The organism is Vibrio taketomensis (genome assembly GCF_009938165.1).
GTDB classification, from domain to species: Bacteria; Pseudomonadota; Gammaproteobacteria; order Enterobacterales; family Vibrionaceae; genus Vibrio; species Vibrio taketomensis.
The window spans coordinates 444,906-471,321 of record NZ_AP019650.1; the positions used below are offsets into that span (position 1 = coordinate 444,906).

The 26,416-nt window shown below is 43.1% G+C and carries 22 protein-coding genes and 5 pseudogenes; 12 read left to right on the top strand and 15 right to left on the bottom strand.

Going from position 1 to position 26,416, the window contains the following annotated elements; all coding sequences use genetic code 11:
• Window positions 1-366: 366 nt before the first annotated feature.
• From Vt282_RS15670 to Vt282_RS15680, 3 genes are all read right to left on the bottom strand, one after another.
• Window positions 367-999, bottom strand: a complete 633-nt coding sequence (locus tag Vt282_RS15670; protein ID WP_162063988.1) for a glucosamine inositolphosphorylceramide transferase family protein — start codon at window positions 997-999, stop codon at window positions 367-369.
• Between the two features lie 326 nt (window positions 1,000-1,325).
• Entirely contained in the window at window positions 1,326-1,940 is a 615-nt protein-coding gene (locus Vt282_RS15675) for an ATP-grasp domain-containing protein (RefSeq protein WP_162064536.1), read from the bottom strand.
• Complete coding sequence (locus tag Vt282_RS15680; RefSeq protein ID WP_162063989.1) at window positions 1,913-2,428, bottom strand: hypothetical protein; 516 nt, start codon at window positions 2,426-2,428, stop codon at window positions 1,913-1,915. Before Vt282_RS15680 ends, Vt282_RS15675 begins: the two co-directional genes overlap by 28 nt.
• 486 nt (window positions 2,429-2,914) lie before the next feature.
• Between Vt282_RS15680 and Vt282_RS15685 the strand changes: the two genes are divergently transcribed.
• The gene (locus tag Vt282_RS15685; protein WP_162063990.1) at window positions 2,915-3,301 is read left to right on the top strand and encodes an NUDIX hydrolase; all 387 of its coding nucleotides are present in this window, start codon (window positions 2,915-2,917) and stop codon (window positions 3,299-3,301) included.
• Between the two features lie 278 nt (window positions 3,302-3,579).
• Here the strand turns inward: Vt282_RS15685 and Vt282_RS15690 are convergent, their stop codons facing one another.
• Together Vt282_RS15690 and yjeH are read right to left on the bottom strand one after the other, a co-directional pair.
• Entirely contained in the window at window positions 3,580-4,065 is a 486-nt protein-coding gene (locus tag Vt282_RS15690) for a VOC family protein (RefSeq protein WP_162047983.1), read from the bottom strand.
• A 185-nt stretch (window positions 4,066-4,250) separates the two neighbouring features.
• A pseudogene (gene yjeH / locus Vt282_RS15695) lies at window positions 4,251-5,508 on the bottom strand (L-methionine/branched-chain amino acid transporter).
• Window positions 5,509-5,826: 318 nt separating this feature from the next.
• Here yjeH and Vt282_RS15700 point away from each other — a divergent pair.
• The 4 genes from Vt282_RS15700 to Vt282_RS15715 all read left to right on the top strand — a co-directional run bounded on the left by Vt282_RS15700 (window position 5,827) and on the right by Vt282_RS15715 (window position 8,912).
• Entirely contained in the window at window positions 5,827-6,747 is a 921-nt protein-coding gene (locus Vt282_RS15700) for a LysR family transcriptional regulator (protein WP_162064537.1), read from the top strand.
• Between the two features lie 127 nt (window positions 6,748-6,874).
• On the top strand, window positions 6,875-7,489 hold the full coding sequence (locus Vt282_RS15705; protein WP_162063991.1) for a LysE family translocator: 615 nt from the start codon (window positions 6,875-6,877) through the stop codon (window positions 7,487-7,489).
• 5 nt (window positions 7,490-7,494) lie between these two features.
• Window positions 7,495-8,487 carry a Gfo/Idh/MocA family protein gene (locus Vt282_RS15710; RefSeq protein WP_162063992.1) on the top strand — a complete coding sequence of 331 codons (993 nt, stop codon included), beginning with the start codon at window positions 7,495-7,497 and terminating at the stop codon, window positions 8,485-8,487.
• Window positions 8,488-8,510: 23 nt separating this feature from the next.
• Window positions 8,511-8,912 (top strand): OsmC family protein, encoded by a 402-nt coding sequence (locus Vt282_RS15715; protein ID WP_162063993.1) that lies wholly within the window; start codon window positions 8,511-8,513, stop codon window positions 8,910-8,912.
• A 76-nt stretch (window positions 8,913-8,988) separates the two neighbouring features.
• On the opposite strand, the pseudogene Vt282_RS15720 reads toward Vt282_RS15715, so the two are convergent.
• Window positions 8,989-9,464, bottom strand: a pseudogene (locus Vt282_RS15720) (L,D-transpeptidase family protein).
• Window positions 9,465-9,830: 366 nt separating this feature from the next.
• On the opposite strand from Vt282_RS15720, the pseudogene Vt282_RS15725 reads away from it, so the two are divergent.
• Window positions 9,831-11,953, top strand: a pseudogene (locus tag Vt282_RS15725) (GGDEF domain-containing protein).
• A gap of 314 nt (window positions 11,954-12,267) precedes the next feature.
• Here the strand turns inward: Vt282_RS15725 and Vt282_RS15730 are convergent.
• The 7 genes and pseudogenes from Vt282_RS15730 to Vt282_RS15760 form a co-directional block, all read right to left on the bottom strand.
• Entirely contained in the window at window positions 12,268-12,489 is a 222-nt protein-coding gene (locus tag Vt282_RS15730; RefSeq protein WP_162063994.1) for a hypothetical protein, read from the bottom strand.
• Window positions 12,490-12,511: 22 nt separating this feature from the next.
• Window positions 12,512-13,903, bottom strand: coding sequence for a BatD family protein (locus Vt282_RS15735; protein WP_162063995.1), 1,392 nt, complete (start codon window positions 13,901-13,903; stop codon window positions 12,512-12,514).
• A gap of 231 nt (window positions 13,904-14,134) precedes the next feature.
• Window positions 14,135-15,838 carry a vWA domain-containing protein gene (locus tag Vt282_RS15740; protein WP_332057981.1) on the bottom strand — a complete coding sequence of 568 codons (1,704 nt, stop codon included), beginning with the start codon at window positions 15,836-15,838 and terminating at the stop codon, window positions 14,135-14,137.
• Window positions 15,831-16,799 carry a vWA domain-containing protein gene (locus Vt282_RS15745; protein ID WP_162063996.1) on the bottom strand — a complete coding sequence of 323 codons (969 nt, stop codon included), beginning with the start codon at window positions 16,797-16,799 and terminating at the stop codon, window positions 15,831-15,833. Before Vt282_RS15745 ends, Vt282_RS15740 begins: the two co-directional genes overlap by 8 nt.
• Window positions 16,800-17,261: a DUF4381 domain-containing protein gene (locus Vt282_RS15750; RefSeq protein ID WP_162063997.1), complete on the bottom strand. Its 462-nt coding sequence runs from the start codon at window positions 17,259-17,261 to the stop codon at window positions 16,800-16,802. It abuts the gene before it with no gap.
• Window positions 17,262-17,265: 4 nt separating this feature from the next.
• A pseudogene (locus Vt282_RS15755) lies at window positions 17,266-18,182 on the bottom strand (DUF58 domain-containing protein).
• A gap of 10 nt (window positions 18,183-18,192) precedes the next feature.
• Window positions 18,193-19,149, bottom strand: a complete 957-nt coding sequence (locus tag Vt282_RS15760) for an AAA family ATPase (protein WP_162047996.1) — start codon at window positions 19,147-19,149, stop codon at window positions 18,193-18,195.
• A gap of 411 nt (window positions 19,150-19,560) precedes the next feature.
• Between Vt282_RS15760 and Vt282_RS15765 the strand changes: the two genes are divergently transcribed.
• Both Vt282_RS15765 and lhgO read left to right on the top strand, forming a co-directional pair.
• The gene (locus Vt282_RS15765; protein ID WP_162047997.1) at window positions 19,561-19,761 is read left to right on the top strand and encodes a restriction endonuclease subunit S domain-containing protein; all 201 of its coding nucleotides are present in this window, start codon (window positions 19,561-19,563) and stop codon (window positions 19,759-19,761) included.
• Window positions 19,762-19,907: 146 nt separating this feature from the next.
• A pseudogene (gene lhgO, locus Vt282_RS15770) lies at window positions 19,908-21,108 on the top strand (L-2-hydroxyglutarate oxidase).
• 160 nt (window positions 21,109-21,268) lie between these two features.
• Here the strand turns inward: lhgO and Vt282_RS15775 are convergent.
• Both Vt282_RS15775 and Vt282_RS15780 read right to left on the bottom strand, forming a co-directional pair.
• A complete protein-coding gene (locus Vt282_RS15775; RefSeq protein ID WP_162063998.1) occupies window positions 21,269-21,649 on the bottom strand; it encodes a hypothetical protein in 381 nt (126 codons plus the stop codon).
• Window positions 21,650-21,838: 189 nt separating this feature from the next.
• Window positions 21,839-22,216 carry a cystatin domain-containing protein gene (locus Vt282_RS15780; RefSeq protein ID WP_162063999.1) on the bottom strand — a complete coding sequence of 126 codons (378 nt, stop codon included), beginning with the start codon at window positions 22,214-22,216 and terminating at the stop codon, window positions 21,839-21,841.
• Between the two features lie 202 nt (window positions 22,217-22,418).
• Here Vt282_RS15780 and Vt282_RS15785 point away from each other — a divergent pair, with 202 nt between their 5' ends.
• The 4 genes from Vt282_RS15785 to opgC all read left to right on the top strand — a co-directional run bounded on the left by Vt282_RS15785 (window position 22,419) and on the right by opgC (window position 26,387).
• A complete protein-coding gene (locus Vt282_RS15785; RefSeq protein ID WP_162064000.1) occupies window positions 22,419-23,249 on the top strand; it encodes a DUF6279 family lipoprotein in 831 nt (276 codons plus the stop codon).
• Between the two features lie 115 nt (window positions 23,250-23,364).
• Window positions 23,365-24,114: a sulfite exporter TauE/SafE family protein gene (locus tag Vt282_RS15790; protein ID WP_174855844.1), complete on the top strand. Its 750-nt coding sequence runs from the start codon at window positions 23,365-23,367 to the stop codon at window positions 24,112-24,114.
• Between the two features lie 215 nt (window positions 24,115-24,329).
• The gene (locus Vt282_RS15795) at window positions 24,330-24,581 is read left to right on the top strand and encodes a hypothetical protein (RefSeq protein ID WP_162063744.1); all 252 of its coding nucleotides are present in this window, start codon (window positions 24,330-24,332) and stop codon (window positions 24,579-24,581) included.
• Window positions 24,582-24,839: 258 nt separating this feature from the next.
• Window positions 24,840-26,387: an OpgC domain-containing protein gene (opgC, locus tag Vt282_RS15800; RefSeq protein WP_162064002.1), complete on the top strand. Its 1,548-nt coding sequence runs from the start codon at window positions 24,840-24,842 to the stop codon at window positions 26,385-26,387.
• The last annotated feature ends 29 nt before the right edge of the window (window positions 26,388-26,416 follow it).

The window sequence follows — 26,416 nt, forward strand, 5'->3', positions numbered from 1 at the left end:
TCGGTTATTCATTTAAACCTAAGTAGTAGTCCAAATCAAAGCAAAGTGTGTAGGTGCAAGCAAAGAAAACGATTTTAGGTCATTGGGTTAACTTGAACGCTAATTTCTTAATTATTCGAGCATTGAATTTCATCAATGGTGCAAGTAATGAATAGCGCAGAACCTTTCCATCAATGACAATCCATTCCTTATAGACGTTAAAAGTGTGATAGCCAAACTTCGTTGAATTGACAAATTTTAGTCGAAACGAGAATTCTTCCGAGTAATTCTCGTGATCTAAATTTTTCACCAAATTGAAATTAATACCTTCGCCATAAAAGTTGCGACACTCTTGCGATAACCTAAATGTTTTATCACCACAATGAATCAGTCCTCCCGCATTTCTACCTTTTGATTTTCCTGATGCGATTGGCGAGTTTGGATGCTCTTTAAAACGGTCATCAAGGCTATGAGAGACAAATAAGCGTTGAACAAAACTACCGTTAGATTTATCGGTACAAAAAGGTAGAAGATTCCATTGGAATGATACATAAAAGAATCGACTAAACTCATGTCTGAAAATAGCGTTCTTCTGAATTCAAATTTTTCATTATTCGGTGAGTATTCAAATAGATTCAATTCACGCATATCAGACTCTTCAGGCATGCAATACAGCTTGCCATTAGAGGAAAACGTATAGGGAAATGATTTGTGGTTGAATTGGGGCGCTTTGACTTCCCCAAGCGGAATTGGGTTCGAAGTGACATCCGCGTACTTGATTTTTCCCTTTTCCTGCCAATGAGACATTGATTCATACATGAGCACTAAACTTTCGTTTATATGGCACAAGAAAGGATCCGCTTGGTAGTGTTGGTTATCTATGTTTAACCAGTTGACCCATGATTCATCACAAGTTTGGGTTTCGATGATATTGCTTAGTTGGGTAACAGGTACTAATCCTATGCGCCATTCAGTGAAAGAAAAGAGTTTTTTTGTGAATAATATTATTGTGTTAATCATTATTTGTATCTCAATGATTTTTCTTGGCTTACTAAGTTTACAGGCCTAAAAATCAGTATTTGCTGTAGTAATTAATGCGAAACCTAAAATTGGGTTGTTGCTTTTATAAGTTATAAATGATTGTGCATCTGATATTTATTTTCTGATTTGAACGGTAATAAACCATTTGTTGCTTTATCGAAACGGTATTATTTGAGTTTTATCTTTGGAGTTAATTGTAATGTTCAATCCGATGTTATTATTCAAGAGTTAGGTTGAATATAATTCATGCCCAATTGATGGTTAATGTTGAAAATATTTTTCTTTCATTTGTTTAGTCAGCAATGTTATTTGGTACAGTGCGGGTTTAGGATCCATGATTCGTTCAACATCGTATTGCTCATATCGCAGTGCCACTCTAAGAGGGAAAGGAGAAAGGTAAGCAAAGATCGTGGCTTTGGGTTGCGAACTTGCCACTTCAAATCATTGATTAAATGTCGTGCGGTTACCTCTTTTCCTCGGCTGGGTAATAGTTTTTTTCCAACTTGTAACCGATAAAAATTTCTCACAAAGTTAGCACCAGAGAACTCCGTTAATGCCAACGATCCCCAAAATCTAGGGTTGATTTCTATGAGATAAAACCCTTCTTGGGTTTCAAGGAGCTCAATCATCATGACGCCAGACCAATGAAGACGGTTGGTAATCTGTGTTGCGATTTCCAATAAAGAGAGTGGAATTTTTTTTGCCGTTCGCCTGTACGAAGAGCCTCCGCCATTTTTGGGTTGGTGTATTCTCTTATTGATATTGAGCGAAATCACGCGACCTTTCGACGCTAACACATTAATGCCAATCCCTTTTCCATGTAATCGCTTTTGGCAGATGACATCGATTGTATGTAGGTGTTGAGCAATATAGTGTTGTTGCTCTTGATGGCTTAACTTTTGTACATCATATTTTTGTATTTTTCTTCATGATAAACAACACTGTTCCTGGTTTTGAGATAGACGTATTCTTCACTGATGTCGCGATTTTCTAATCGTGATCCTTGCTCGATTAATTGGCTAACTGGGTATTTTAGTGTTTTTCCATCGCACATCTCTTGTATCGCCCATTTATCAATCGCTTGATAGTAAGAACTCGGTGTGGGTGATGCTAAAGTGAAGTTTGCATTCAGAGATGAATAATGATGGATAACAAACAAGGATGTAATGTCATTGATTGGCAGGATGAGATCTATTTTTTCATCTTGTAATAAGTGGATCAGTGTACTTACATCAGGTGTGTCAAAATTAAAATAGACAGATTTGTGTGTGTACTTTGAGACACAGGCTAACGATCGTTGTTTTGTATGCCTAACGATGACGACCTCATCAATAGAGACCTCTAGCGCGAGTTGTCTGACGACGACTAAAGCAGCTCGATCATTCGTTCCTAGCACCGCTACTTTCATATAAAAAAGCCTCACCTTCCTTGTAGAGTCGTTGTATAAGCATACGTCTTAGCCGCGTTTACGACGATTGATTGAGTCCAATCCGAACGTATTTAAAGTTTGCGCAATGTTAGAGATAGGTCATGTTTTTGTAAAGGTAGGGGGTGTCTTTATATTGAGACAGATAAGTGTTAATAGTTATTAATACAGAATGAAATGTCGTATAAAAGTTATCGTCTGGCGGTTGATGTTTACTTAATAATTGATGGAAAATATTGCATTAATTTTATTGAATAATTAAGTTTAATTGGTTTTATTACCTGAAATATAAAAATTCGATTTTAAGATTGTCTTTTAAGAAAGTGTGTGTTGTGCACGTGTATTTTATGTGGCAATTTTCTACCATCTCTTGGAAGCAAATAATTTGAGTGTCAACCAACATTATTTCAATTAAAACAGTACGTAATGGTTTGGTTGGTGCAGTAAATATTCACCAAGGAGATATAAGTGAAACATTTGGCAATGGCAGTGGTAGTAAAGAAAGATAAAGTATTGGTCCAAAAGTGCTACCACGCTGATAAGGGGATGATGGCTCAATTTCCCGGAGGGAGAGTTAATTTCGATGAGTCAGGGACTGACGCTGCGATTCGCGAACTCGCTCAAGAGACAGGGATCACAGGTCTTTCTCATACCGCTACCTATACCAAAGAAAATGATATTGGCGGTCGTACCTATTTTGTCATTTTACGTGCGGATGAGAGTGTGGAACCAGGTTCGTTCGATATGCACCAGAAGTTGCATTTTGATTGGCTAAGCACAAAAGAGATACCTGAAGCGCCGTTTTACTCTGTAGAGCGGGAGTTCGTTAATCAATATGTATCCGCTTTGGCTTAGTGCTCCCTTTCATTGTTCAAAAAAGAAAAAAGCCAATCACAATGTTGTGATTGGCTGCATTTTGCGTGAACAAATCGGGTTCACAAACAACGTCAGTTGGCTAGGTGACCCTCGGCTTAATAAGGGTCACTAAATACATAGCAGGATGTGTGCCATCTTTTACATGTGCATAAATGCGCACAACATCTATAAATTTGGTCTGAAATTAAGCGCATATTTTCGATTTGCAATTGCAATTTGCAAAAATGTTCGAAATGCTACTGATAATTAAAACACTATTACTCGTAATCTGAAGCGTAAGTTTCTTCATAAGTATGAGAGTACAGCTCAAATAGATTGCCGAATGGGTCTTCCATGTAGATCATTTGTGCTGGTTTACTGTCATCTTCTGGGTGGTAACGCATAATGTCCATACGAGCTTTTCCGCCAAACTCTTCTATGCGTTGAATAGTCGCATCGAAATCATCAGTCTGCAGACAGAAATGGAAAATACCGATGCGAGAAAAATCAACTTCATGGCGTTCTTGACGCTCTTTCATCTCAAACAGTTCAACACCAATACCATCGCTTGTCACAAGGTGCGCGATATTAAAGCCTTTAAAGCCTTCGCCAAACACGGCGATACACATTCTACCGATAGCGGTTTCACGCTCTTCAATCACTTTGGTGTTACCCATAACCACTTTTAAGCCAAGAGCTTTAGTGTAAAAGTTAACTGCGGTGTCCATGTCACCGACCATAATACCGACATGATTCATTTTCATATTTGTTACCTCAGAATAGGGTTATTTGCCGTTTCGTTGAGGTGAAGTATAAGTAGAGCGCAATATGCAGTGAAATTATCATTCATACTTAAAATAATAATGTTTTGTTATTAATTGTGTTGGGTATTAGGAAAAGAGAAATGATCAGAGAGGATTATGATCCCCTCTGATGTTTGAATATATGTCTATTTGGCTATGTTCGGATTGGGTTGATTGACAGGTTTGATCTTGTAGACCAATAACCCAAATAACCCGAGAGCGTAAAGCATAGACCAACCAAGACAGGCCATCATTAGAATACACATCACGAGCGAAATATAGGCGAGCATGCGTCTTGCGCCGGTTAGCAGCTTACAGGCAGACAGCATAGCCATAAAATAGACCATCAGAAACGCGCCATTCGCCAGTTTTAAAAAGAACTCTAAGTTGAGTTGCGTAAATTCGCCGATAAAACATGAAATCAGTAACACTAAACCGACAATAAAGTGGCATTTGCAGGTACACCTGATGCAGACAAATGGGCTATGCGGCTTTGAGGGCGGTATTCACGCGCTTGCGCCCAAAGCATGCGAGATAAGCTCTGGGTATAGAGATTGATACTCGCAAAACATGCAGCAAACCCAAGTGCACTGATACCGAGTGTCGCCTGGAGCCAAAAAGCAATTGAGCCAAATAAGGAATGGAACCTGAATCAAACTGGGCTGAACCATAAGCATGAAATTTTACGATCACGACTGAACAGGCCCAATACGTCGCACCTGCAATCAAACAGCCGATAATGATCGCAATTGGAAAGTCGCGTTCAGGTGATTTGAATTCTTCACCCATGTGGGCAAATGCTTCAATGCCGACAAAGCACCAAAACATTACAGCAAGGGAACTGCCAATCAATGCCCAATTCTCCGAGGTCACACTTGGCATTTGAATCGTGCTCGGTGTGATATCGCCATACCACCAAAATGCGGCGACAAGAGTAAAAACACTGACAGCGATGAGGCTTTGAATTCGCCCAGACGTTTTTGCTCCCGAGAGATTGACCAACACCAATAATAGAACCGTGATGGACTGTGCGATAAAAGAGTGGTTGAGAGCATCTGGTAGTAACGGACGCAAAAAACCGCCAGCCAGTGCGACAGCGGCAGGTACACCAACAGGGATAACACTTAAAAATAACCAAGCAATGCTTTTTTCTAAGCGTTGATTAAACGCTTTACGCACGAAAAAAGCGGTACCGCCCGCATTTGGATAACGCTTGCCTAATGAGGCGAACGTCAACGCGATAGGGCAGATGCCGATTAACAGCACGACCCATGACCAGAGCGAGAGCTCTCCGGCGATACTCGCCGCGATGGCCGGTACCATAAATAATCCAGTACCTAACAGTGTGGTAGAAAGCTGTGCGACTCCTGAGAACAGGGTGATTTCTTGTTTAAGTTGCGCCATTGTTTGTTATTTCATCCTTGTAACGGCTTTTGCTCGAAGTAACGTATTTATCCTTAAACACGAATTTGTACTTGAGCGATTTCAAGATGCAGATAATCAAGCGTTGTCGATGTAGCTGTTGTTTCGAGGTTGCTGAGTATCGTTGTGAATAAGCTTACTCCTGTTGTGGGTAGATATCATCCAGTAAAGAGTGCGATTTGGGCATCATTTTGTCGTTTTGATACGCAAATTTAGTCACTATGTTTGCTTACCCAGTCAATTTGTTCCGGTATGATGGTTTGACAATTCATCGGTATGACCAAATTTTCTCATTGGCTTATGATCAATCACATCAATCTTAATTTGCTTCGCTCACTACAAGTGTTACTCGAGGAGTGCCATGTTAGTCGCGCGGCAGCGCGTCTGAATCTCACCCAATCAGCTGTGAGTCGGCAATTGGCTCAGCTGCGCGAATTGTGTGATGATCCTTTGCTAGTCAGGAGCGGCAACCAGCTAATAGCGACCCCAAGAGCACTCACGCTGCTGCAACGCGTGAACCAAATTCTAGGGCAGGCGGATGAACTATTTAACGACGCGCCTTTTAGTCCGAAGAATTGGCAGCGTGAATTTGTTTTTGCATCTAGCGATTATGTCGCGCAATTTGTAGTTCCACAGATCATTACTTTGCTCGACCAACAAGCACCACAAGTCGATTTTAGTTATCGGTTATGGCAGCAAGATTATCTGCAAAAGATTCAAGCGATGAATATCGACTTGGCATCGACTATGTTACCGGAGCCGCCAGCCCATTTATCAAGTATTTTGTTGGGGCAAGATCATTCAGTATGTGTGATGCGCTCCGAGCATCCGTTAACAAAGTTATCAGATTGGCAAGGCGAGGATTTGGTTGCGTTTCCCCATCTAAAGGTAACGGGCGGTGGTGATAAAGACAGCCATGTAGATATTGCGCTACAGCAAATGGGTTTACAGAGACGAGTGGCGGTCAAAGTACCATTTTTCTCTACGGCGGTTAAAGTGATTGAAGAGACGGATTTGTTAACGGTTGTACCTGAACATATCGCACACAATTTAACTAAGGATACTTCGCTGACTTTTCGACCATTACCGTTTGACACTGCGAGTCATCAATACTGGTTAATGTGGCATCCCAAGTATGACCATGACAAAGCGCATGAGTGGATGCGCGAACAAGTACTGCAAATTATGCGTATTTCGCCAAGTTCTATTGGGGTTCAATAGTGGTTAGACGCGTCGCTGTGGATGAGTGTATGATTTGAAATCATTACATATATGATTAAGTTTGATTTCAATTCATTGCCATTCGGTTGTATTTTACCGTTATCTAGCCACCATTATTGATTTTAAAATGACACTAACTGTTTGGTTTTCTTTATTTACTGTATGTTTATTAGGGGCGATGTCGCCAGGCCCTAGTTTGGCGGTTGTCGCTAAACATAGTTTGGCGGGCGGGCGAAGCAATGGCATTGTTACCGCTTGGTGTCATGCCTTTGGTATCGGCATTTATGCGTTCATTACCTTGATTGGTCTTGCTGTGGTTTTACAGCAATCTCCACTGTTATTTAAAGGTATCAGCTACGCTGGTGCGCTCTATCTGGCTTATCTTGGTTACAACGCATTACGTTCAAAAGGTGGGGTCGCTGCCAAACTGCAATCTGGTGAAAGAGCGACTTTGTGGCAGTCTGGGCGTGAAGGCTTTTTTATCTCCATTTTGAGCCCGAAAATCATTTTGTTCTTTATCGCGCTATTTAGCCAATTCATTGCCATCGGTAATGATTTTACCAGCAAGTCGATCATTGTTCTGACCCCATTTATCGTCGACGGTTTATGGTACACTTTAGTGACTATTTTGCTTTCGAGTTCCAAATTAATTGACAAAATTCGCAGCAAAGCACAGTTGATCGACCGTCTTTCTGGCATCATTCTTATTCTGTTAGCCGTAAGAGTGGTTTTTACCGTTTAAGAATTATGATTAAACTTGCGATTATCGGTTCCAACTGGATCACCGACCAATTTATTGAGGCCGCGATTGCTAGCGGCCGCTACCAACTGTCTGCCGTATACTCTCGTTCTTTAGATAAAGCCCAGCAATTTGCACAAAAGTATCTGGCAGTTAACCCTAATTTGCAGTGTTTCAACGACCTCGAATTGCTAGGGAGCAGTGAGGACGTTGATGTGGTTTATATCGCGAGTCCGAATGCTTTACATGCTCCGCAAGCAATACAAATGATGCAAGCTGGTAAGCATGTTATTTGTGAGAAACCATTAGCGGCAAACGTGACGTTGGCACAGCAAATGTTTGAAGTTGCTAAGCAAAACAATGTGATTTTGTATGAAGCGTTTATGTCTACGCATTTACCTAACTTCAAGCGACTTCAACAAGAGTTACACAACATTGGCAACATAACCAAAGCGTTTATCAGTTATTGCCAATACTCCTCTCGTTACCCCAAATATCTGGCGGGTGAAAACCCGAACACCTTTAATCCTGAATTTGCTAATGGTTCAATTATGGATATCGGTTATTACTGCATTGCTTCAGCCGTTGCATTGTTCGGCAAGCCCGTAAATGTAAAAGCTAGCGCGCAGATACTCGAATCCGGGGTGGATGGAAGTGGCAGTGTCATACTCGAATACGCAGGCTTTGAAGTGGCTATTCAGCATTCTAAAGTCAGTGATTCTTACCTACCTAGCGAGATTCAAGGTGAAGCAGGGGCGCTTCAGATGCATCGCATTTCGGTTGCAGAGAACCTCATCAAGCAAATGCGAGGCGAGCAGGCTGAGGACATTTCTACCGAGCAACATGATAATCCGATGTATTACGAAGCACTCGATTTTTCTGAGCAATTTGCCAATAATGAAATGAGTGTGAAAGCGATGGAGCGTTCGCTTATCGTCGCCGAATTATTGACTGAGATTCGTCACCAAACAGGTGTCGTTTTTCCCCTAGATCAGCAATAAATTAACCAAATAGAGAAAAATAGATGCAAGCAGAAGTAAAGTGGATTGAAGATTTTAAATTTTTAGGTTTGTCTCAATCTGGCCATTCCATTGTGATGGATGGCAATGGTGGCTCGACAGCACCAAGCCCAATGGAGATGGTATTAATGGCGGCTGGTGGTTGTAGTTCAGTCGATGTCGTTGATGGTTTGAAAGAGGCGAAACAAGCGGTAAAAGGTTGTACTGCTAAGCTTACAACTGAACGACGTGAAACGGCACCAAGAATTTTTACCCACGTAAACATTCACTTTGAGATCAGTGGCGAAGGTATTGATGAGCAAGTTGTTGAAGAAGTGACCTCGGCGTCACTACAAAAATACTGCTCAGTATGTTTGATGTTAGGCGAGGGCGTTGCCATGACTCATAGCTGGGAGATTATCGCTTAGCGTACCGCCACGAGGGACAGAAAACAAAAAAGCCGAGTGAATACTCGGCTTTTCTTTGACTGATAGATCTGGAGAGTTAAGGCAGAATTTCAATTGGTGTGCCTGGGGTCACCAGTGCCAACAACTGATCCATATCTTCATTACTTAACGCAATGCAGCCGTCTGTCCAGTCGAAACTTTGTACGAACTGGCTTGGTTTTACTTCCCCATTTTTTTGCCCGTGAATCTTGATGTTCCCGCCGGGATTGACTTTCAGCCTTACTGCATTGGCACATCGTCTTGATTTGGGTAGCTGATGTGAATGGAGCGATAAAATTGGGAATCTTCCATCACGTGCTCTAATTTGTAGCTACCTTCTGGGGTTCGTTGATCACCTTCATAGACTTTGTGACCAATGGGGCGTTTTCCTAGTGCAATGCGAAACTCATGAATGACTTGATCATTTTCAATGATATAAAGACGGCGTTTCGATTTGTCGACCGTGACTTTATCAATTTCTGCATGGACAGATGCCGATAACAGCGTAATCAGAATTAAAAGCAGAATTTTCATGGGTTTGGTTTTACTAATTATCTTACAGTTTAATCACACACCAGCACTACTTTGTGAGCAAGTGTCATAAATCCGGTTGTTGAGAGCGAAACTGGTCTCTAATGGTTAAATCATAGCGTTTGGGCGGCGCTTTGAATAGATCTATCGATAGTAGATTTGTCTATTTTGTCGCACCTGTGCAAGGTCAAATCTCGATGTAACAACGCCGCAACTGGCTTAGGTTTTGTATACTTGTCTCAAGAATAAAAAAGAGCAGTATGGCAATCTGCGAGTGACTTAACAGTGTCTGTTTTGCGTCATGGGAATGTGCCACAGCGAGTGATACTTTCGAATTGATAACATCATTTCAGACAAAATAAGGTCACTATGTTTCCTAGGTCATTGCTTAAAGACGTTATGTCCGCGAGAAGTCACCGATTTTTGGCGAAGTCTCATTTGATCATCTTGAACAGCTGCTTGAACCTCAGTCGGCTGCGATTGTGAATGAACTTGATTTGTCTGGAACCCCGCAAATCCTATACACCCGTGACAACCCGACGCCATTAGAAAACTACTCGGATGCATTCTGGTCATGGGCTGCACAGTTTGATACCTGTGATGGTGTTATTCCACTTACGCTAGCGGGTTGTCGAACCATACAATCTGAAATCAGTGATTTAAATACCTATATTTTCGTTTTGGATAACTATTCCAAAGCTCGTACTTATTTAATTGTTGAAAACACGGATGCAGAAAAACTGAGGATTGCCAGTGAGAATAATTCAATCGACTTTTTGCAGATTCTTGCTTCTCGATGGCAATGCCTACGTGCGGAATTAGAAGCGACACGAGAATACCGTCAACGCGATATCAAAGAAGCGAAATACCTCGATGTAATTCATCAGCGTGAGCAATTCATTGAAGATATGAAGCTGGTGCAAAAGGTAGCGTTGGATATCTCAAATCCAGAGACATTGGATGAATTGCATCGTTCGGCGGTTGAGATTGTGCGTGAGAATCTAGGTGTAGACCGCACGTGTTTGATGTTATTGGATATTAAGAAACGCTGTTTTAGCGGTACTTATGGTACTGATGAAAATGGTGTAACCACGGATGTCCATCACACGCAATATGACCTTCATCAGTTGGAAGAAGCGTACATTAACGCTCTGTATGATGACAAAGTGAGTCTTGTCGTGATCGAAGATGCGCCACTTTATAACGATGGCGCAGTGATTGGTCAGGGTTGGAACGGCATGCTTATCCTGCGTGAAGGCGCAGAACCGATTGGTTGGCTTGCATTAGACAACTTTATTAACCGTGCGCCAATTACTTCGTATCAGCGACAAATGTTGGAATCGTTTGGTTCATTGTTGTCACAGATCTATATTCGCAAACGACAAGAGCAAAATGTTCGCATGTTGCACGCAAGTATGGTGGAGTTATCGCGCTGCATGACCGTACGTGACGTGTGTAAATCGGCGGTGACGTTCGGTATCAATAGAATTGGAATTGATCGTTTAGCCGTATTTCTTACCGATGAAAATTGTTCTTACATGCAGGGCACGTGGGGAACCGATATTCAAGGTAATGTCGTTGATGAGTCTTACTATCGTTCGGAGCTTCTTGATCGCACAATTGTCGATAACGCGCGCAACAATCCGAACGAAGTGGTATTTGAAGAGTCAGTGCCTATCTACCATGACTTCCATATTGTTGGGTTAGGCTGGACTGCGATGACCATGATGACGAGCAGTAGTGGCGAACCCATTGCCTTTATTGCGGCTGACAACTTAATTCGCCGTTCTCCATTGACCCATCAGTTGCGCGAAGTGATTCGAATGTTTGCCTCAAACTTAACTGAAGTGCTGCTGCGTACTCGTGCGCAAGAGGTCGTGCAGCAATTAAACGAAACGCTTGAGCTTGAAGTTAAAGCGCGCACTAAAGAGTTACAACAAGCTAATGAACAGCTTGAGTTGATGTCGAAAATGGATCCGCTGACTAGATTGGGCAATCGCCGTATGCTGGAAGGTGTGCTGGAGAGTATTTGTGACAATGAAAGTGTGGGCAAACAGAGATTTGCGCTGATCTTGGTCGATATCGACCACTTTGGCTTTTACAACAACAGTTATGGTCATATGCAAGGCGATATTGCCCTGATGCGTATTGGCAACATCTTGAAAAAAAGAGCCGAGCAAAACAACGAGGTCTTCTGTCGTATTGGAGGGGAAGAGTTCGCTTTACTTGTTTCCAACCAAACTGAATCGCAAGTCAAAGCGTTAGCTGAAGCCATTCGAGCAAGTATAGAAAACGAAGCGATCACTCATGAGAATAACGACGGAAGAGGAATATTAACGGTTTCGGTTGGGTATACCGTCGCAAACATTCAGCAACAAGAGTTTAATTTCGATGTGCTATACAACCAAGCGGATCAAGCTCTGTATCAAGCGAAGGCAAACGGACGGAATCTAGTGGTTGCGTTTAAAGAGTCATTAGCTATTGCAAAATAAAACAGCAGCCGAGGCTGCTGTTTTATGGGAAGATGGAAAAAACATCGCTTGGAGTGAAGCCATATTGTTTTAACATCTCGATAGCTTCTTTCTGCTTTCTGCAAAAACTTTAAGCTCACATCTTTTCTCCATCAAAATAGAGAATTTGATAGTAAGTGCCTAATTGCTTTTTTGACTGCCGACATGCCACTCTCCGAAGAATCATCAGCGAAGATAATCCTAACCATCAACGAAAGATATTTTCATTAACGGCAAAGCTTCGCTGATTCTTAGTATTTATGCAAAAAATATTACGGTTACAGCATGTTATGTGATTAAAGTTTAGGTAATTGAGTCGTTTTTTGAACAGTTTGACTCGTTTTCTTTAATTGTTTAACGAGTGAAAGTAGCTTCTCTGGTTGCCAAAGTGGCTGTGCAGTAGCTGAATCGCTGCGATATTTTTGGCTTGCCATCTGTTGTAATTCATCCTCGATTTGCTTAGCCAAATGGTCATCTTTGATACGATTTTCAGCTAACCATTGCTTTGCAAGATGCATGGTGCGCGCAACATCATTGGTTTTATTGCTGCCAAAAACTTTCGGTGCTATCCAAGTTTGTTACGTTGGGCATCGTGACTTTCGGCTGACGCTTGTTGTGTAAGTGCCAAGCGAGTGTTGCTACCCATAAGGCCGCAAAAAGTGCTGTAAGGTACGGCCAGAATCCCGCAGAAATTTGGGTTACCGGTTGAGGCGTTGTTGGTGCAGTAATGACAGGATTTGAAAGGACCGTGTCTCCTGCTTGTACATCTAACGATAGGCCATCAACGGAGGCTTTTTTTACGACTTCATTTACCGTATCAAACCATTCAATCGTTATTGGTGGTAGCTCGACTTGACCAACATGTTGAGCGATCAATACATGGCGAATGGTCATTTGTGTAGAACCATCATTCAGAGTCTTAAATTGTGGTTTTTCAATATAAGGGCGTACCCCTGATGGGTATGTCACATTGAGCTTTGGAAACGAGTCAGGATTCAGACCTTGAATGGTCAGTGTCAGCTCGCGAGTTAATGAGTCACCTAACGTCAGTGAATGTTGCTGTTTAAGATTGGCGATAGGGTTGTTTTGTGTATCAAGCCAGGTTTGTGCAAGTTCTAATTTTGCGGTTGGTAGCCAAGCGGCACCAAGGTTAGTTGGTTTTGATTTTACCGTAATTGCTAAAGATTCGGGTGCAATTTGTACGGGTAGAAGTTTGGTTGTACCACTTCGGTTACTACCAAACACGACAGTCGCATCAAAGCCGATACTCTTAAGCTCATGTTTTGGCGCTTGTTCTGCTTTCACGTTGAAGGTCTGATCGACGACAGTCGCTTCAACCCCATTGATAATGGTTTGGTATTGATTGGCTTGTCCGACTAATTGTACTGAGAAGCCAATTGCCGAAGGTGGGGTGATTTTGACATTTTGTAATCTGCGCGCATCCGCTTTTATCACCAATCGAGTTTTTAGTTGCGTAGTCTCGTTAGGGTAAAGTGAATTTTTATCTAATTGGCTGTGTAACTCAACCAGATCACCCGGCGCAGGTAAATCAGTATCTTGGGTGACTTGAATCGTTATCGGCGCAGAGCGATTTCCATCGATAGTAAAACTAGGAATCGTGGCCGTTCCAAGTGATTTCGCTTTTAACGCAATCGTCCATTCACTGCTGCTACTGCGTTTGCCATTAATGAAATTAAGTGAGCTGCCAAAACTTGGTTGACCCATAAAAAAGTCAGACTCGAGTGCTTTAAAATCGATACTGTCTGAGTCAACTTTATCATCATAAGTTACGCGCAGCTGGAACACTTCGGCTTGTGTCACTTGATTACTAGATACCGTCGCGGTCAGAGACGCAGCAAAGCTAGGCGCAACAAAGAACGCAAGACAGAAAAGAGTGAGGATGCGTAGCACACGCGATTTAATCGTTACCATTGTTTAGCCGACTCTTGTGGTGGTTGTTTGTCTCGAGCTTGGAGGATCAGTTGTGCGCGAAGCAGTCTACTTGGATCACGCGCAGATTCGACGTTTTCGAGTTTTCTAAATTCAGGATCTGATTCGGGAGTATCAGAGCTGGAGGTTGCTTGATTCACCGCTGATTTATTTTCTTCATTTTGTTGTTCATTGTTTGACTTACTCTCTTGACCTACGGGGTCAGAGGCGTTTTCATGAGACTGCTGGAGACTGCTGAGACTGCTGAGACTGCTGAGACTGCTGAGACTGCTGAGACTGCTGAGACTGCTGAGACTGCTGAGACTGCTGAGACTGCTGAGACTGCTGAGACTGCTGAGACTGCTGAGACTGCTGAGACTGCTGAGACTGCTGAGACTGCTGAGACTGCTGAGACTGCTGAGACTGCTGAGACTGCTGAGACTGCTGAGACTGCTGAGACTGCTGAGACTGCTGAGACTGCTGAGACTGCTGAGACTGCTGAGACTGCTGAGACTGCTGAGACTGCTGAGACTTATTCTCTTGCTCTGATTGCGACGATTGTTCAGACTTTTGTTGCTGTTGCTGTTGCTGTTGCTGTTGCTGTTGCTGCTGTGCTTGCTCAACGATAGCTAGGTTCTTTTGGGCATTTTGGTAGTTTGGATTTTCTTTTAACACCTGGCGATATAGCGCCTCTGCTTTATCGTATTCTCCAAGCTGAGCGTGAGCGTTAGCCAAGTTATATTGGCTATCAATATCATTACGCTGTTTTAGTGACTCAACGGCCGCTTTATAGTCTCCTGCCTGATATTGCGCGATGCCTTTCCAACTTGGGTTTTCAAACGAATTGGCTGCCGCTTGATATTGCTGCTCTTTATAGAGCTGATAACCCTGTTGATCTTGAGTAAGGAAAGGATTGGCAAAGGCATGCTCAGGAGTTGCCGCCATGGTGAGCATTATGCCGATCGATAACACAACACCACGTCGACAAAGCATAAGTGCGAAGGGTAACAGCAAAATCACCAGCCAATAGCCGCTATTAATACGGTCATTGACTTTTTCACTCGCTTGATTGGCAGCAGTATTTGATACCTGATTTGTCAACTTAGCGATAGCATCGATATCTCTGTTATCTGCTTGGACGGGCACAAACAATCCTTGATTGTTATTGGCAAGTTGTTGCATGCGCTTAAATGGTGTTTTTGCGATGACAGTGGTTCCGTTTTGTGACTGTAACAGCGTGCCATTTGGCAACGGAATCGGTGCACCTGCTGGTGTACCAATGGCTAAGATACTTAAGCGCCAGTCACCTTGATCCAAGAGATCTTGAATTTCACTCTGTTCTGCAGGTTCTAAATCATCACTAAACAAGACAATATCACCTTGGGCAAAGCCTGCGTTAGTCATGGTTTCAATGGCGAGACGGACAGCGGCCACGGCATTCGCCCCTTGATAAGGCATAATCTCTGGCGACAAATTGGCAATTAAATTGACCAAGGTGTGGCTATCACTCGTCATTGGGCTAACAAGGTAAGCATCACCTGCGTAGGCGACGAGACCGGTTTCTCCATCTGACCAAAGTTTGAGTAAGTCATTAGCTTTATAACGCGCTTGAGCCAATCGAGAAGGCTTAATGTCGTTAGCATACATTGAGCGTGACATGTCCATCACTAACACTCGAGCGCTCGAATTGGTGTAGCTAGGGCGCTCGTCTGAAGAAAAACTCGGTCCTGCAAGTGCAATAATGGCCAGTATGCCGCTGATCGCAAATGCCCACAGAATGTTACCAGAGGATTTTCTGGCTTGTGGGGTCATTACTCTCGCTAAATGAGAGGCGACCAATTGGTGCCGACGTTGGCGTTTCGCAAGCCAAACCGTGAGCAGAAGTAGGGGAACAATTAAGCTCAACCATTGTGGATATAGGAAAATAAAATCAGACATGATTACGTCTCACCCACATAACAATGCAAGAAAACAAAAACGCGATAGAGAGCGGGTAACGAAACCACTCTTGTTGTGGTCGCCAAGTCTGAGTGGTTTGGCTAATTGGCTCAAGCTGGTTTATCGTGGCATAAATGTCGGATAAATCTTGAGTGTTACGAGCGCGAAAATATTTACCGCCAGTAATCTCGGCAATTTGCTTTAACGTTGCTTCATCCAGATCGCGCGCTGTATTTACCTTCCGTGAGAAAAAGAATTGCTTCACTTCCATCTCACCAGCACCGACGCCGACGGTATAAATCGTCGCATTGTATTTTTTCGCAATCTTTGCGGCTTCAATCGGGTCAAGTACGCCGGAAGTGTTGCTTCCGTCACTGAGTAAAATCATTACTCGTTGTGGGGCATCACTGTCGACAAAGGTTTTGGTTGCAAGACCTATCCCTTCACCAATAGCGGTACTCGAACCGATAAGGTCCAATACCACCTGCTGCAATTGAGCTTTGATAGTGTTGCGGTCTAAGGTCAGGGGCGTCTGTAGATAGGCATGATCAGCAAAGAAAACCAATCCAAGGCGATCACCTTGACGTTTTTCGATAAAGTCTGATAGTACTTTTTTTACTGCGGTCAAACGGTCGACATAATCGCCATTTTGTAACATGTCTTCTTGGCTCATCGAGCCAGACAGGTCAACCACCAGCATCAAGTCGCGATGCTCAGGTTGGTGTACAACAGGTTCACCATACCAAACTGGACGTGCTGCTGCGGTGATCAAAGCGATCCAAATCATCAGCACTAGCAGTTTTATTGCTCGATTACCTTTGGCTGGCGCAGAATTTGATTCTGGCAGATAAGGTAGGAAAAGAGGTGCTGATGAGTTTGCTGGTGGCAGCAGAAAATAGACTGCCAGAGGAAGAGGCAGTAGAAATAAAACAGGCCACCAGACAAATTCAAAATTTGCCAACTAACGACTCCTTTTTTTAGGTGGTAGAGCTTGGTCTACCCATTGATAACAGTGATTTACAAGCTCTTCACTGTTTTCGATATGTTGTTTACTGTAAAGGACGGATTGCCACTGTTCGTAATTGGCTGCAAAGACAGGCTCTGTAATTTGAGAGTCTAAAAATGCATACCAATCTTTACCGGTTAAGTGCGCGATCTGTTCACGTGGGTAATAGCAAAGAGAAACTTGTCGAACCAACTCTAATGCAGCGGCAGGTTTTTCCTTTTTAATTAAATTTAGTGCGGTTTTTTTCGGCGCTAGACGTTTTTTATGTCGACGAATGGACAAAACAACGAGCACGATGACTAACAAGGCCATAGCAAGTGATGCCCACCATCCCCAGGCGAGTGGGAACCAATCTGGTGCTCCCGGTAACGTCATGTCTTCTAAAGGTAATAAAGCTTCATTCTTAACACTGGTCATACATTCATCCAGAAATTTGATTAAGTAACAGTTGGTCACTACTCAAGGCGCAAAAACTAATCCCTGTTTTTTGTGCAAGCGTTTTTAAGCCTTGTTGTTTATCGTCAAATGCCAATTTTAGTTTTGGCGTGACTGTTTTGATGAGAAATCAAACCATTGGGTTCGAAAACCATCGGATACTTTTTCATTCCCACGATAAGCGGTGTTGCCTGATTCGAGGGGATCGCAAATCTGTACAAAGCGCACGCTATTGTGTTGACGTAGGCGGGTTAAAGCCAACTCCTCTTTGTCTTGAAAGCGAATAAAATCGCTAATAAACACAATTTCGCTGCCTTTGGGCGCAAGCTGTTGTAAAGATTGTAATGCCGGAGCAAAACCATGAGGGTTAGGTCTGCGGGGTGCATCAATTAGTGCAGCGTGCATATCCACTAAACGTTGCAAAATGGCAAGCGGGCCTTTATTGCGGCCTGTTGGCTTTATTTCAATCAGCTCAAAGCCGGTATCGATGATAGCGCCAATGCGATCTTGCTGTTTAATGGTTAACCATGCGATCAAGCTCGCCATATGAGCCATCAAAACGGATTTGAGCATGAGTTGAGAACCAAATAGCATGCTTGGGCCAAGATCCAAGTACAAAACGAGCGGCTTTTCACGCTCTTCAGAGAAGAGTTTGGTGTGTGGTTTACCGCTGCGCGCGGTCACTCGCCAGTCAATAGCACGAATATCATCACCTGCTTGGTAGCGGCGGACTTCACTAAAATCCATTCCTCGGCCCAGCTGACGACTTTGGTGCACGCCTAATAGTTGTGACCAAAGTCCTTTTGCTGGTGGTAGCCACTTCACGCTTTGGTTGCGAAAGTAAAGCAACTCATTAAGCGTCAAATCGACCCCATTTGAATAGGGAGAAAATTGGGTTTGCATCGCGCTCAACTCACGCACTACCAACTAATGATAATAATTTATCAATCACTTGGTTTGGTGAAATACCTTCTGCTTGCGCGTGGTAAGTCAACAGTAGACGATGTCGCAAGACAGGATAGATCATTGCTTGTACGTCTTCTGGTGATACGAAATCTCGACCAGATAGCCATGCATGAGCACGGGCGCAGCGATCCAAAGCAATGGTTGCACGAGGGCTTACGCCCATTTCAATCCAACTCGCCAGTAATGAGTCATAGCTGCTTGGTTCGCGGGTAGCCATAATCAAACGAATAATATACTGCTCGATCCCTTCAGCCATATGGATGTTGAGTACTTCTTGGCGCGCATCAAAAACCAGTTGTTGTGACAAACGTGGTACGTCTGAGGCAGATTCACCTTTTGCTTCGCCTCGATTCAAACGTAAGATGGCAAGCTCACTTTGCGCATCAGGGTAATCAACATTTAAATGCAATAAAAAGCGGTCGAGTTGAGCTTCAGGAAGTGGGTAAGTCCCTTCTTGCTCAATTGGGTTTTGCGTTGCCATGACTAAAAACAGTTCAGGTAACTTATAGGTTTGGCGACCTGCAGTAATTTGTTTTTCTGCCATCGCTTCAAGCATGGCCGCTTGTACTTTTGCTGGTGCTCGGTTGATCTCATCGGCCAAAATCAAAGAGTTGAAGATTGGCCCCGCCTGGAATTGAAAATCGCCGGTTTCAGGGCGGAAAATATCCGTGCCGGTTAAGTCTGCTGGCAGAAGGTCAGGAGTGAACTGCACACGGTGGAAGTCTCCTTCGATACAGTCAGCTAACGATTTCACGGCACGCGTTTTTGCTAGTCCTGGAGGTCCTTCTACAAGAATGTGGCCATCGGCGAGTAGTGCGACAAGAAGCTGCTTTACCAATTCTTGTTGGCCGATCACTTGGCTCTCAAGGTAGGTCTGCAATTGTGAGAATGTTGTCGACGTCATTAGCTTGTATTACTCCTCGTAAACGGACTCATCGATACTATTCATTTATTGCGGTTCAGAGTGAAATAAACGCATCTTGAATGTACCGGAAATACTTGAGCAAATTGATATCACAAAACATATGTTAAGCAACTATTAAAAAGATGAAATCTTAGTGTTCTTTACATAAAATTGCCAAAAACACGCACAACATCAACAAGCGTACGAAAAACATCCACTAGAGCCGAATCTGGAATCAATGTTGTCCCAGACTCTATTTGTTTGCAAAGAACACTGAGTTTTCGATGAAATGATTTATATGTGCCACAAAACAATCCCAACATATTGCGCATGGTCAATGCTCGAGGAGTAGAATCTGATGCCTGAAATCAGTAAACTTAGCGTAGAACTATTTTACGATGAGTCGTTATCATGAGTGATTTTGAGAAAGAACTAGAGCAGATGTCGCAAGAAATGGCTAATGAGCCAGAAGTCGCGTTACCATCAATTGATGAACAAAAAGCGATCGCTGCTGAATTAAAACGTTTAGAAGAAGCCGGTGAGCTAACGCCAGAAGTATTGGAACAATACTTTGGTAAGTTTTATAGCAAAACAGATACCCCGATTCACTAAGTGAGTTAAATTGATTAGACGCTGCTTTTCGCAGCGTTTTTTGTATCCTTGGTTAACGATTCTTCGATCCTACATGTGCTAATCATCGACCAGTCTACACACCAAGTCATTCTCGTTTAACACCCGTCATGAGGTTAGTTGAGTATATGTACGATTTTATTGTGGTTGGCGGTGGAATTGTTGGGGTATCGACTGCTTGGCAGTTAAAGCAGCGACAGCCCAACAAGCGTATTTTGTTGATAGAAAAAGAGTCATCGTTGGCGGCTCATCAAACTGGGCACAACAGTGGAGTGATTCATGCTGGAGTGTATTATCAGCCAGGTTCTCTGAAAGCCGATTTTTGTCAGCGTGGTTCACAAGCCATTAAAACGTTTTGCCAAGAGCATTCGATCCCTTATGAACAATGCGGCAAGCTGATTGTTGCCACGACTCCGCTGGAGTTAGAAAGGATGCAAGCTTTATATCAGCGCTGCATCGAAAATAAGCTCAGCGTCAGTTTATTAAACACCAAACAACTGAATGCAATGGAGCCAAATATTGTTGGCCTAGGCGCCATTTGGGTGGATGCCACCGCCATTGTTGATTACCGAGTGGTGACGCAAAAAATGGCGGAACAGTTTGTTGCACTCGGAGGCGAGATTTTTCTGAATACGGAATTGAGCCAAGCGCAGGAAACAAAGGAAGAAGTACAACTAACTTGTATTAAGCAAGGCTTGTCCCAACAATTCAACTGTCAATATCTCATCACGTGCAGTGGCTTAATGGCGGACCGCGTCACTAAGATGCTTAATATTGAAACCGACTTCCAAATTATTCCCTATCGCGGTGAATATTACCGTTTGGCACAAGAACATAACCATGTCGTCAAACATCTTATTTACCCCGTGCCTGACCCTGAGTTGCCTTTTTTAGGCGTGCACTTAACGCGAATGATCGATGGTAGTGTGACGGTCGGTCCTAACGCTGTTCAGGGTTGGAAGCGCGAAGGGTATTCAACGCTGAATTTCAGCTTAATGGATACGCTACAAATGCTGTTGTTTAAAGGCTTTTGGAAAGTGAGCGCCAAGCATTTTAAAACTGGTGTGTGGGAATGGCGTAATTCCTGGTGGAAACCTGGGTATCTAAAATTGGTGAATAAATATTGTCCAGCGATTGGCCTAGAGGATTTACGATCTTATCCGGCTGGCATTAGGGGCGCAAGCGGTATTAAACGACGGTACTTTGGTGCATGATTTCCTATTTAAATCTAGCCCTCGCAGTTTGCACGTATGTAATGCACCCAGCCCGGCAGCAACATCTTCCATTCCTATTGGCGAATATATTTGTGATCAGGTTCTTCAAAAATAGTCACGCTAAGAAATGTTAAGGTACTCAATTTTTTGATCGTAATTTTGGTGGTCAATTTGGTTGTTAATGAGGTAATGATTTGAAGAGCGATGAGTTATGGTTCATGCTTTTTGGATATCAAAGCTCGGACATGCGTTCCGAGCTGTTTGATAGTTTGCCTTTAACCGCAGAGTTTTCCTTCGACTAGAACACGGTCAACGAGGTAATCGCCTCTAGGGTTGTGATGAATCACGCCGTTCCAGTATTGGCCATTGTCAAGTTCGACTTCAAACGCAATGTATCGACCGTCTTCGTTAAGAACACGAACTTCGGATACTCGTTTAAGTTTTGATTTTGCTGGCAAGTTTTGTTTAAAAATGTTCAAGGCTTGGTGAATGTCTGCCGTTATTTTGGCTTCTTTCCAAGTGGCGTATTTAGGATGAGCTTTGCAACTGTTTTCGACGGCGTCCATTTTATCCATCGTTTCCTTTTCTTTCATATCTGCAGCGTGAGATGCAAATGCTACTAAACCGACGCTACAAGCCAACAAAAACTTTTTCATTGAATAACCCCTCTGCAAGTAAAAATGTTGCGGTATTAATTTCCTTATCACTAACTAAATGTGAGCAACATCACGCAAGTTGTCAAAAAAATAGTCAATCTATTTCATTGCATCTGGTTTATTTGAAAGGGAGGAGTACTTAAGGAAAAGCCAACACCACGAGAGTGGCATTGGCTGTTTAGGTAGGCGTTAAGGGCACATCTTGCCTTGTTTAGCGACACTATCGATTAGGTAATCACCGCGGATATTACGGTATACGATGCCATGCCAAAATTGACCATTTTCTAGCTGAATCTCAATCGCATAGTTGATGCCATTAACCACCTGAGTTCTTACTCGATTCACGGATTTCACCGGTGATGCGTTATTCATTCGTTCAACCATCGTGTTGATGGCTTGTTGTACGTCAGGAGTAATTCCTGAATCTTGCCAGCCACCAGGCATCATTTTGGTTTGGCATAGGGCTGTGACTGGTTTGGTTGTATCATTATGTTCTTGTGCAGCTTGATTACTGCAACCTGCTAATACAGCGGTACTGACAAGAGCTAACATTAAATAACGCTTCATTATTTTTCTCCTAGCATGCAATGGGATTCGCATACGGTTAAAACTTGTGTCCAATTTGAGCTCTATTGAACGCATTGTCAAAGCTATTTTTGTGAGCTTATTGTCAAAGCTTAGTCGCGAAGTTACCGCACGATCCACGATCACAAAGGAAAAAATTGCTTATTATTAATAGCGAAAGTATCGGATTTTTACGGAGAGCAATATGAGACATTGGATAGTCACAATTTGCTTCGCTTTAGTGTTGACAGGCTGTGGTTCCAAATGGCTTTACGACAATAGCGATTGGTTTGCCGCGCAGTATCTCGACAATTATATCGAACTTAATGATCCGCAACGGGCATTCCTTCGACACACAGTGAGAATGTCGGTGCCTTGGCATCGCACGAACGAGTTGCCCCTCTACATCGATCATATTGATGATATTGACTCAATTGATCCCAAAACGTTCTCTGTCGCGGATTATCGCGAACAACAACAACGTTTTCAGCAGCACTCTGTGCGAGTCTACGAGTATTTTTCAACCCAGATAGTGACATTGATTTCTCGTCTTGATGATGATCAGGCAGAGCAATTTATGGACTATTTGAGAGTTAAGCACGTTAAGCGCAAACAGCGTTATCAAAATTACGATGAGCAGCAATTTCGCCAGCGTTTTCGAACCAAAATGACGGAAACACTCGAAAAATGGATGGGACCGTTGAACGAGAAGCAAACCGTCTTGGTGGCAGATTGGGCGCAACAGCGTAACGTTACTTTACCGCTATGGTTTGACTATCAAACGCGGTTGCGGATTGAGGTCGACCAGCTTTTGAAAAAGCGCTCTGATCAAGCGTTAATTAAGTCTGCGTTAGACAGTTTTGTATATAACCCTCAACAGTTTTACTCCCAACAACTCCAGCTTTTAGTCGAGCAAAACAGTCAACTAGGAGAAGAATATTTAGTGGCCATCATTAACCAAATGAGTGCCAGTCAGAACCGTCATTTAGAAAATGAGTTGGATTATTGGCGGGATGTGATGCAAGACCTTAAATGAAACACTTGGACCAAAGTGCCATAGATAACTTCTGAAATTGAGTTACTCTGGAGAGCTGCAGACAATACGAAGGTTGCGCTGTGATCTGGTTGGACTATAACGTGGTTTCAAAGGAATGAACATGGATTGGTGGTTGCTTGTCGCTGCTGGCATTGTCGGTGGTATATTGAATAGTGTGGCGGGTGGCGGAAGTTTTATTACTTTTCCCGCATTAATGTTTGTCGGTATTCCTCCCATTGCCGCCAATGCAACCAATACATTTGCCGTCAGCGCTGGTTATCTAAGTGGGGCATACGGGTTTCGTCAAGACATAGCCAAGCAACCTCAAGTTATTTTGTCGATTGTGCTTTTAAGTTTGCTTGGCGGCGCTGTCGGCGCGCTGCTGCTTCTCAACATTTCTGAGCAGGTATTTACTCAAACCATTCCTTGGTTACTACTTTTTGCGACCTTTCTATTCGTGTTCGGTGAAAAGTTAAGCGTTCACTTAGCCAAAATTCCCAAATTGTCGACCTGGTTAGGGGTGATTTTACTCATTGTGAGTGCGTATGGCGGTTTTTTTAACGCAGGGCTTGGCATTGTGGTGCTCAGCTATTTGGTTCTCGCGCAGTATACCGACATCAATCAAATGAATGGTTTGAAATTATTGGTGTCGAGTTGCGTCTCATTAAGCGCTATTTGCATTTTTGTATATCAAGGCGTGATTGCTTGGTTGCCCGGCATTGCGGTATTAGTCGGTAGCGTAATTGGAGGCTATTTAGCCGCAAGAGTATCGCGACAAATTAATCCCAATTACGTTAGGAGTTTTGTCATTTTATCGAGCATGTTGATGACCATTTACTTCTTTGCCGATATCTACATCGTATGAGCTGTGCCGCAAGTTGTTACATCATTTTTCGCGTGATCGTGGGTGTGGTCTCATAACTCAAAATAGTACCAATGTTTGCTGCTAAATGAGACTTTAAGCCAAGATTTATGGCTACAAAGCGTAATAATGATCATGCAAATTCTAATAGGTCGTTAATTTGCCACTAACTAAACTCTTGCAGTTTTGTTCGTGCTTTTTCTTATAAAGGAGGAGTTATGAATAAAAAGTTAGGTACGGTGATGACAAGTAGTCGTATGGTCACCTTCTTCGCGTTTCTGGCCGCCATCTTTGCATGGTTTTTAAATATGCATGCACTATTTACTTTTACTGTCTTGGCACTTGCTTGTGCAGCATACATCTATTTGGCGGACAAGTATCACCAATACGCTCATCGACACGACGTGGTCACTATTCCCGTTAAGCATCTTCCAATAATATTTGAAGATAAACGTCCTCGAATGCCTTAGTCGAGCAATGACTGTCAGTCATTTGGGAGAGATAACACACCTTGGTAAGCAATTATTAAGGTGTGTTTTATTTGAGACCATCAAATCAATCAAAAATCCGAAATAGATCAACATCGAAGCACAATTGGTCAGAAGCCCTCTTGGATATTTTCTCACAATAACTCGTCAATTGATTTTGTTGAGTTTTCTTGGTGAAAGCACATGGATTGACGTGATTGGAACTTAATGATTGTAAGATGATGTGATGAGGACGTTAACATGAAACGTATACCTGCCTTGGACTCGATTCGAGGTTTGTTATTGGTCTTGATGACTATTAATCACTTAGTTTGGATAAGTGGTGGTAACTCGGTGATTCAGCTGTTTAGTCTGCAGCCGTTAGGGCAGTTTGGTGCAGCTGAATGTTTTGTTTTGGTCTCGGGGTTTTTAGCCGGCGCTATTTATAGCCGCCCAACGTTGACCAATGCAGATGTTCGCGGCAAAGCTTGGGGGCGCGCTGCAAGTATATATCGCTATCACCTCGTATGTTTAATGGTGGTATTTACATGGTTTGCCTTATGTAGTGCGTATCTTCCTTCGGCAGAAAAGTTGTTACAGCCTAACTTAACAAGTTTTACGCACGCGCCTTGGTCTTCAGCGGTGTTAAGTGCCTTGCTGATCAACAAACCCAATTATCTAGAAATCTTACCGTTATACATCATGTATATGCTGCTTTTACCGGCTTTGATTGCGGGATATCGTCGTGGTTGGATGCTGATCGTGTTGCTAGTCAGCGTCGGAATCTGGTTATCGAGTGAGTATATCACGAGCAATTACTTGGGCTCGGCATTCCCAGAGTTACCTCTGCAAACAGGATATTTTGATCCCTTTGCTTGGCAATTGTTGTTTGTTAGCGCATCGGCGGCAGGATTTTTAGCGAATCAAGAAGGCTTTAGCTGGTACTCGAAACCACTTACGGTCGCCGCTGGGTGTATCGCATTAGTTGTATTTTTGGCCCATCACGGTGCGTTTTTATCTTGGGGTATCCATCAAGGCGTATTGTATGCGCAAGCCGATAAACCGGAACTTGGCTGGTTGCGTTTTCTCAATGTGGTGACTTGGACCTATCTCATTGCTGTGCTTATTAAACATCGACCAACATGGCTGGTTTTTAGACCTCTTTCGTATATCGGGCGACATTCACTCCAGGTGTTTGCGTGGCATACCGTACTCATCTATTTGATGGCGCCAATGTTGTGGTCTCAACGACTCACCACTCACTATGAACCATTAGTGTTGATTTGTTTAATGTCTATCTGGATCCCTGCTTGGATTAAGGAAAGCTCTGACCCAATGTCAGCGGTAAAGCGTTGGTGTTTGGGTGGCGGGGGAGCTGTGAGCGCAGCGTTAGTGTTGTCGTTGGTATTTAGACCTGAACCGATTCCTAAAGTGGTTGCGGATGCAGAAGGGTTAGCGCCACTAACGATTAAAATGGTGAATATTGAACGAGAGGGCCCGGTGATACTGTTGGTCTATGGTGAAGGTGACAACTTGTCAGGCATGCCAAGTATTCATGCTAATGGTTATTCTGTAGAACAAGCAAAAGCAGGGATACAACTTAAGGCGTTACCTGAAGGAAAATACGCCATATTTGCCTTTCAGGATAGTGATGGCAATCAGCAGCTAACCATGGGGGCTGGTGGCATGCCTATGGAAGGTTTTGGTTATTCCAATAATCCCGCTCTGCAAGGGCCTCCAACCATGGCACAAATTCAATTCTCTCACCCTAACGAAGCGCATCAAGTGATTCAATTGGTGAATCTATAGCGCTAAGTACTGCCACTTGAGTATATGAA

Excerpts from the sequence above, each read along its gene's own strand:
- Vt282_RS15670 (WP_162063988.1), bottom strand. The coding sequence starts at position 999 with ATGATTAACACAATAATATTATTCACAAAAAAACTCTTTTCTTTCACT.
- Vt282_RS15680 (WP_162063989.1), bottom strand. The coding sequence starts at position 2,428 with ATGAAAGTAGCGGTGCTAGGAACGAATGATCGAGCTGCTTTAGTCGTC.
- Vt282_RS15690 (WP_162047983.1), bottom strand. The coding sequence starts at position 4,065 with ATGAAAATGAATCATGTCGGTATTATGGTCGGTGACATGGACACCGCA.
- Vt282_RS15700 (WP_162064537.1), top strand. The coding sequence starts at position 5,827 with ATGATCAATCACATCAATCTTAATTTGCTTCGCTCACTACAAGTGTTA.
- Vt282_RS15705 (WP_162063991.1), top strand. The coding sequence starts at position 6,875 with ATGACACTAACTGTTTGGTTTTCTTTATTTACTGTATGTTTATTAGGG.
- Vt282_RS15710 (WP_162063992.1), top strand. The coding sequence starts at position 7,495 with ATGATTAAACTTGCGATTATCGGTTCCAACTGGATCACCGACCAATTT.
- Vt282_RS15715 (WP_162063993.1), top strand. The coding sequence starts at position 8,511 with ATGCAAGCAGAAGTAAAGTGGATTGAAGATTTTAAATTTTTAGGTTTG.
- Vt282_RS15730 (WP_162063994.1), bottom strand. The coding sequence starts at position 12,489 with ATGCATCTTGCAAAGCAATGGTTAGCTGAAAATCGTATCAAAGATGAC.
- Vt282_RS15735 (WP_162063995.1), bottom strand. The coding sequence starts at position 13,903 with ATGGTAACGATTAAATCGCGTGTGCTACGCATCCTCACTCTTTTCTGT.
- Vt282_RS15740 (WP_332057981.1), bottom strand. The coding sequence starts at position 15,838 with ATGTCTGATTTTATTTTCCTATATCCACAATGGTTGAGCTTAATTGTT.
- Vt282_RS15750 (WP_162063997.1), bottom strand. The coding sequence starts at position 17,261 with ATGACCAGTGTTAAGAATGAAGCTTTATTACCTTTAGAAGACATGACG.
- Vt282_RS15760 (WP_162047996.1), bottom strand. The coding sequence starts at position 19,149 with ATGACGTCGACAACATTCTCACAATTGCAGACCTACCTTGAGAGCCAA.
- Vt282_RS15765 (WP_162047997.1), top strand. The coding sequence starts at position 19,561 with ATGAGTGATTTTGAGAAAGAACTAGAGCAGATGTCGCAAGAAATGGCT.
- Vt282_RS15775 (WP_162063998.1), bottom strand. The coding sequence starts at position 21,649 with ATGAAAAAGTTTTTGTTGGCTTGTAGCGTCGGTTTAGTAGCATTTGCA.
- Vt282_RS15780 (WP_162063999.1), bottom strand. The coding sequence starts at position 22,216 with ATGAAGCGTTATTTAATGTTAGCTCTTGTCAGTACCGCTGTATTAGCA.
- Vt282_RS15785 (WP_162064000.1), top strand. The coding sequence starts at position 22,419 with ATGAGACATTGGATAGTCACAATTTGCTTCGCTTTAGTGTTGACAGGC.
- Vt282_RS15790 (WP_174855844.1), top strand. The coding sequence starts at position 23,365 with ATGAACATGGATTGGTGGTTGCTTGTCGCTGCTGGCATTGTCGGTGGT.
- Vt282_RS15795 (WP_162063744.1), top strand. The coding sequence starts at position 24,330 with ATGAATAAAAAGTTAGGTACGGTGATGACAAGTAGTCGTATGGTCACC.
- opgC (WP_162064002.1), top strand. The coding sequence starts at position 24,840 with ATGAAACGTATACCTGCCTTGGACTCGATTCGAGGTTTGTTATTGGTC.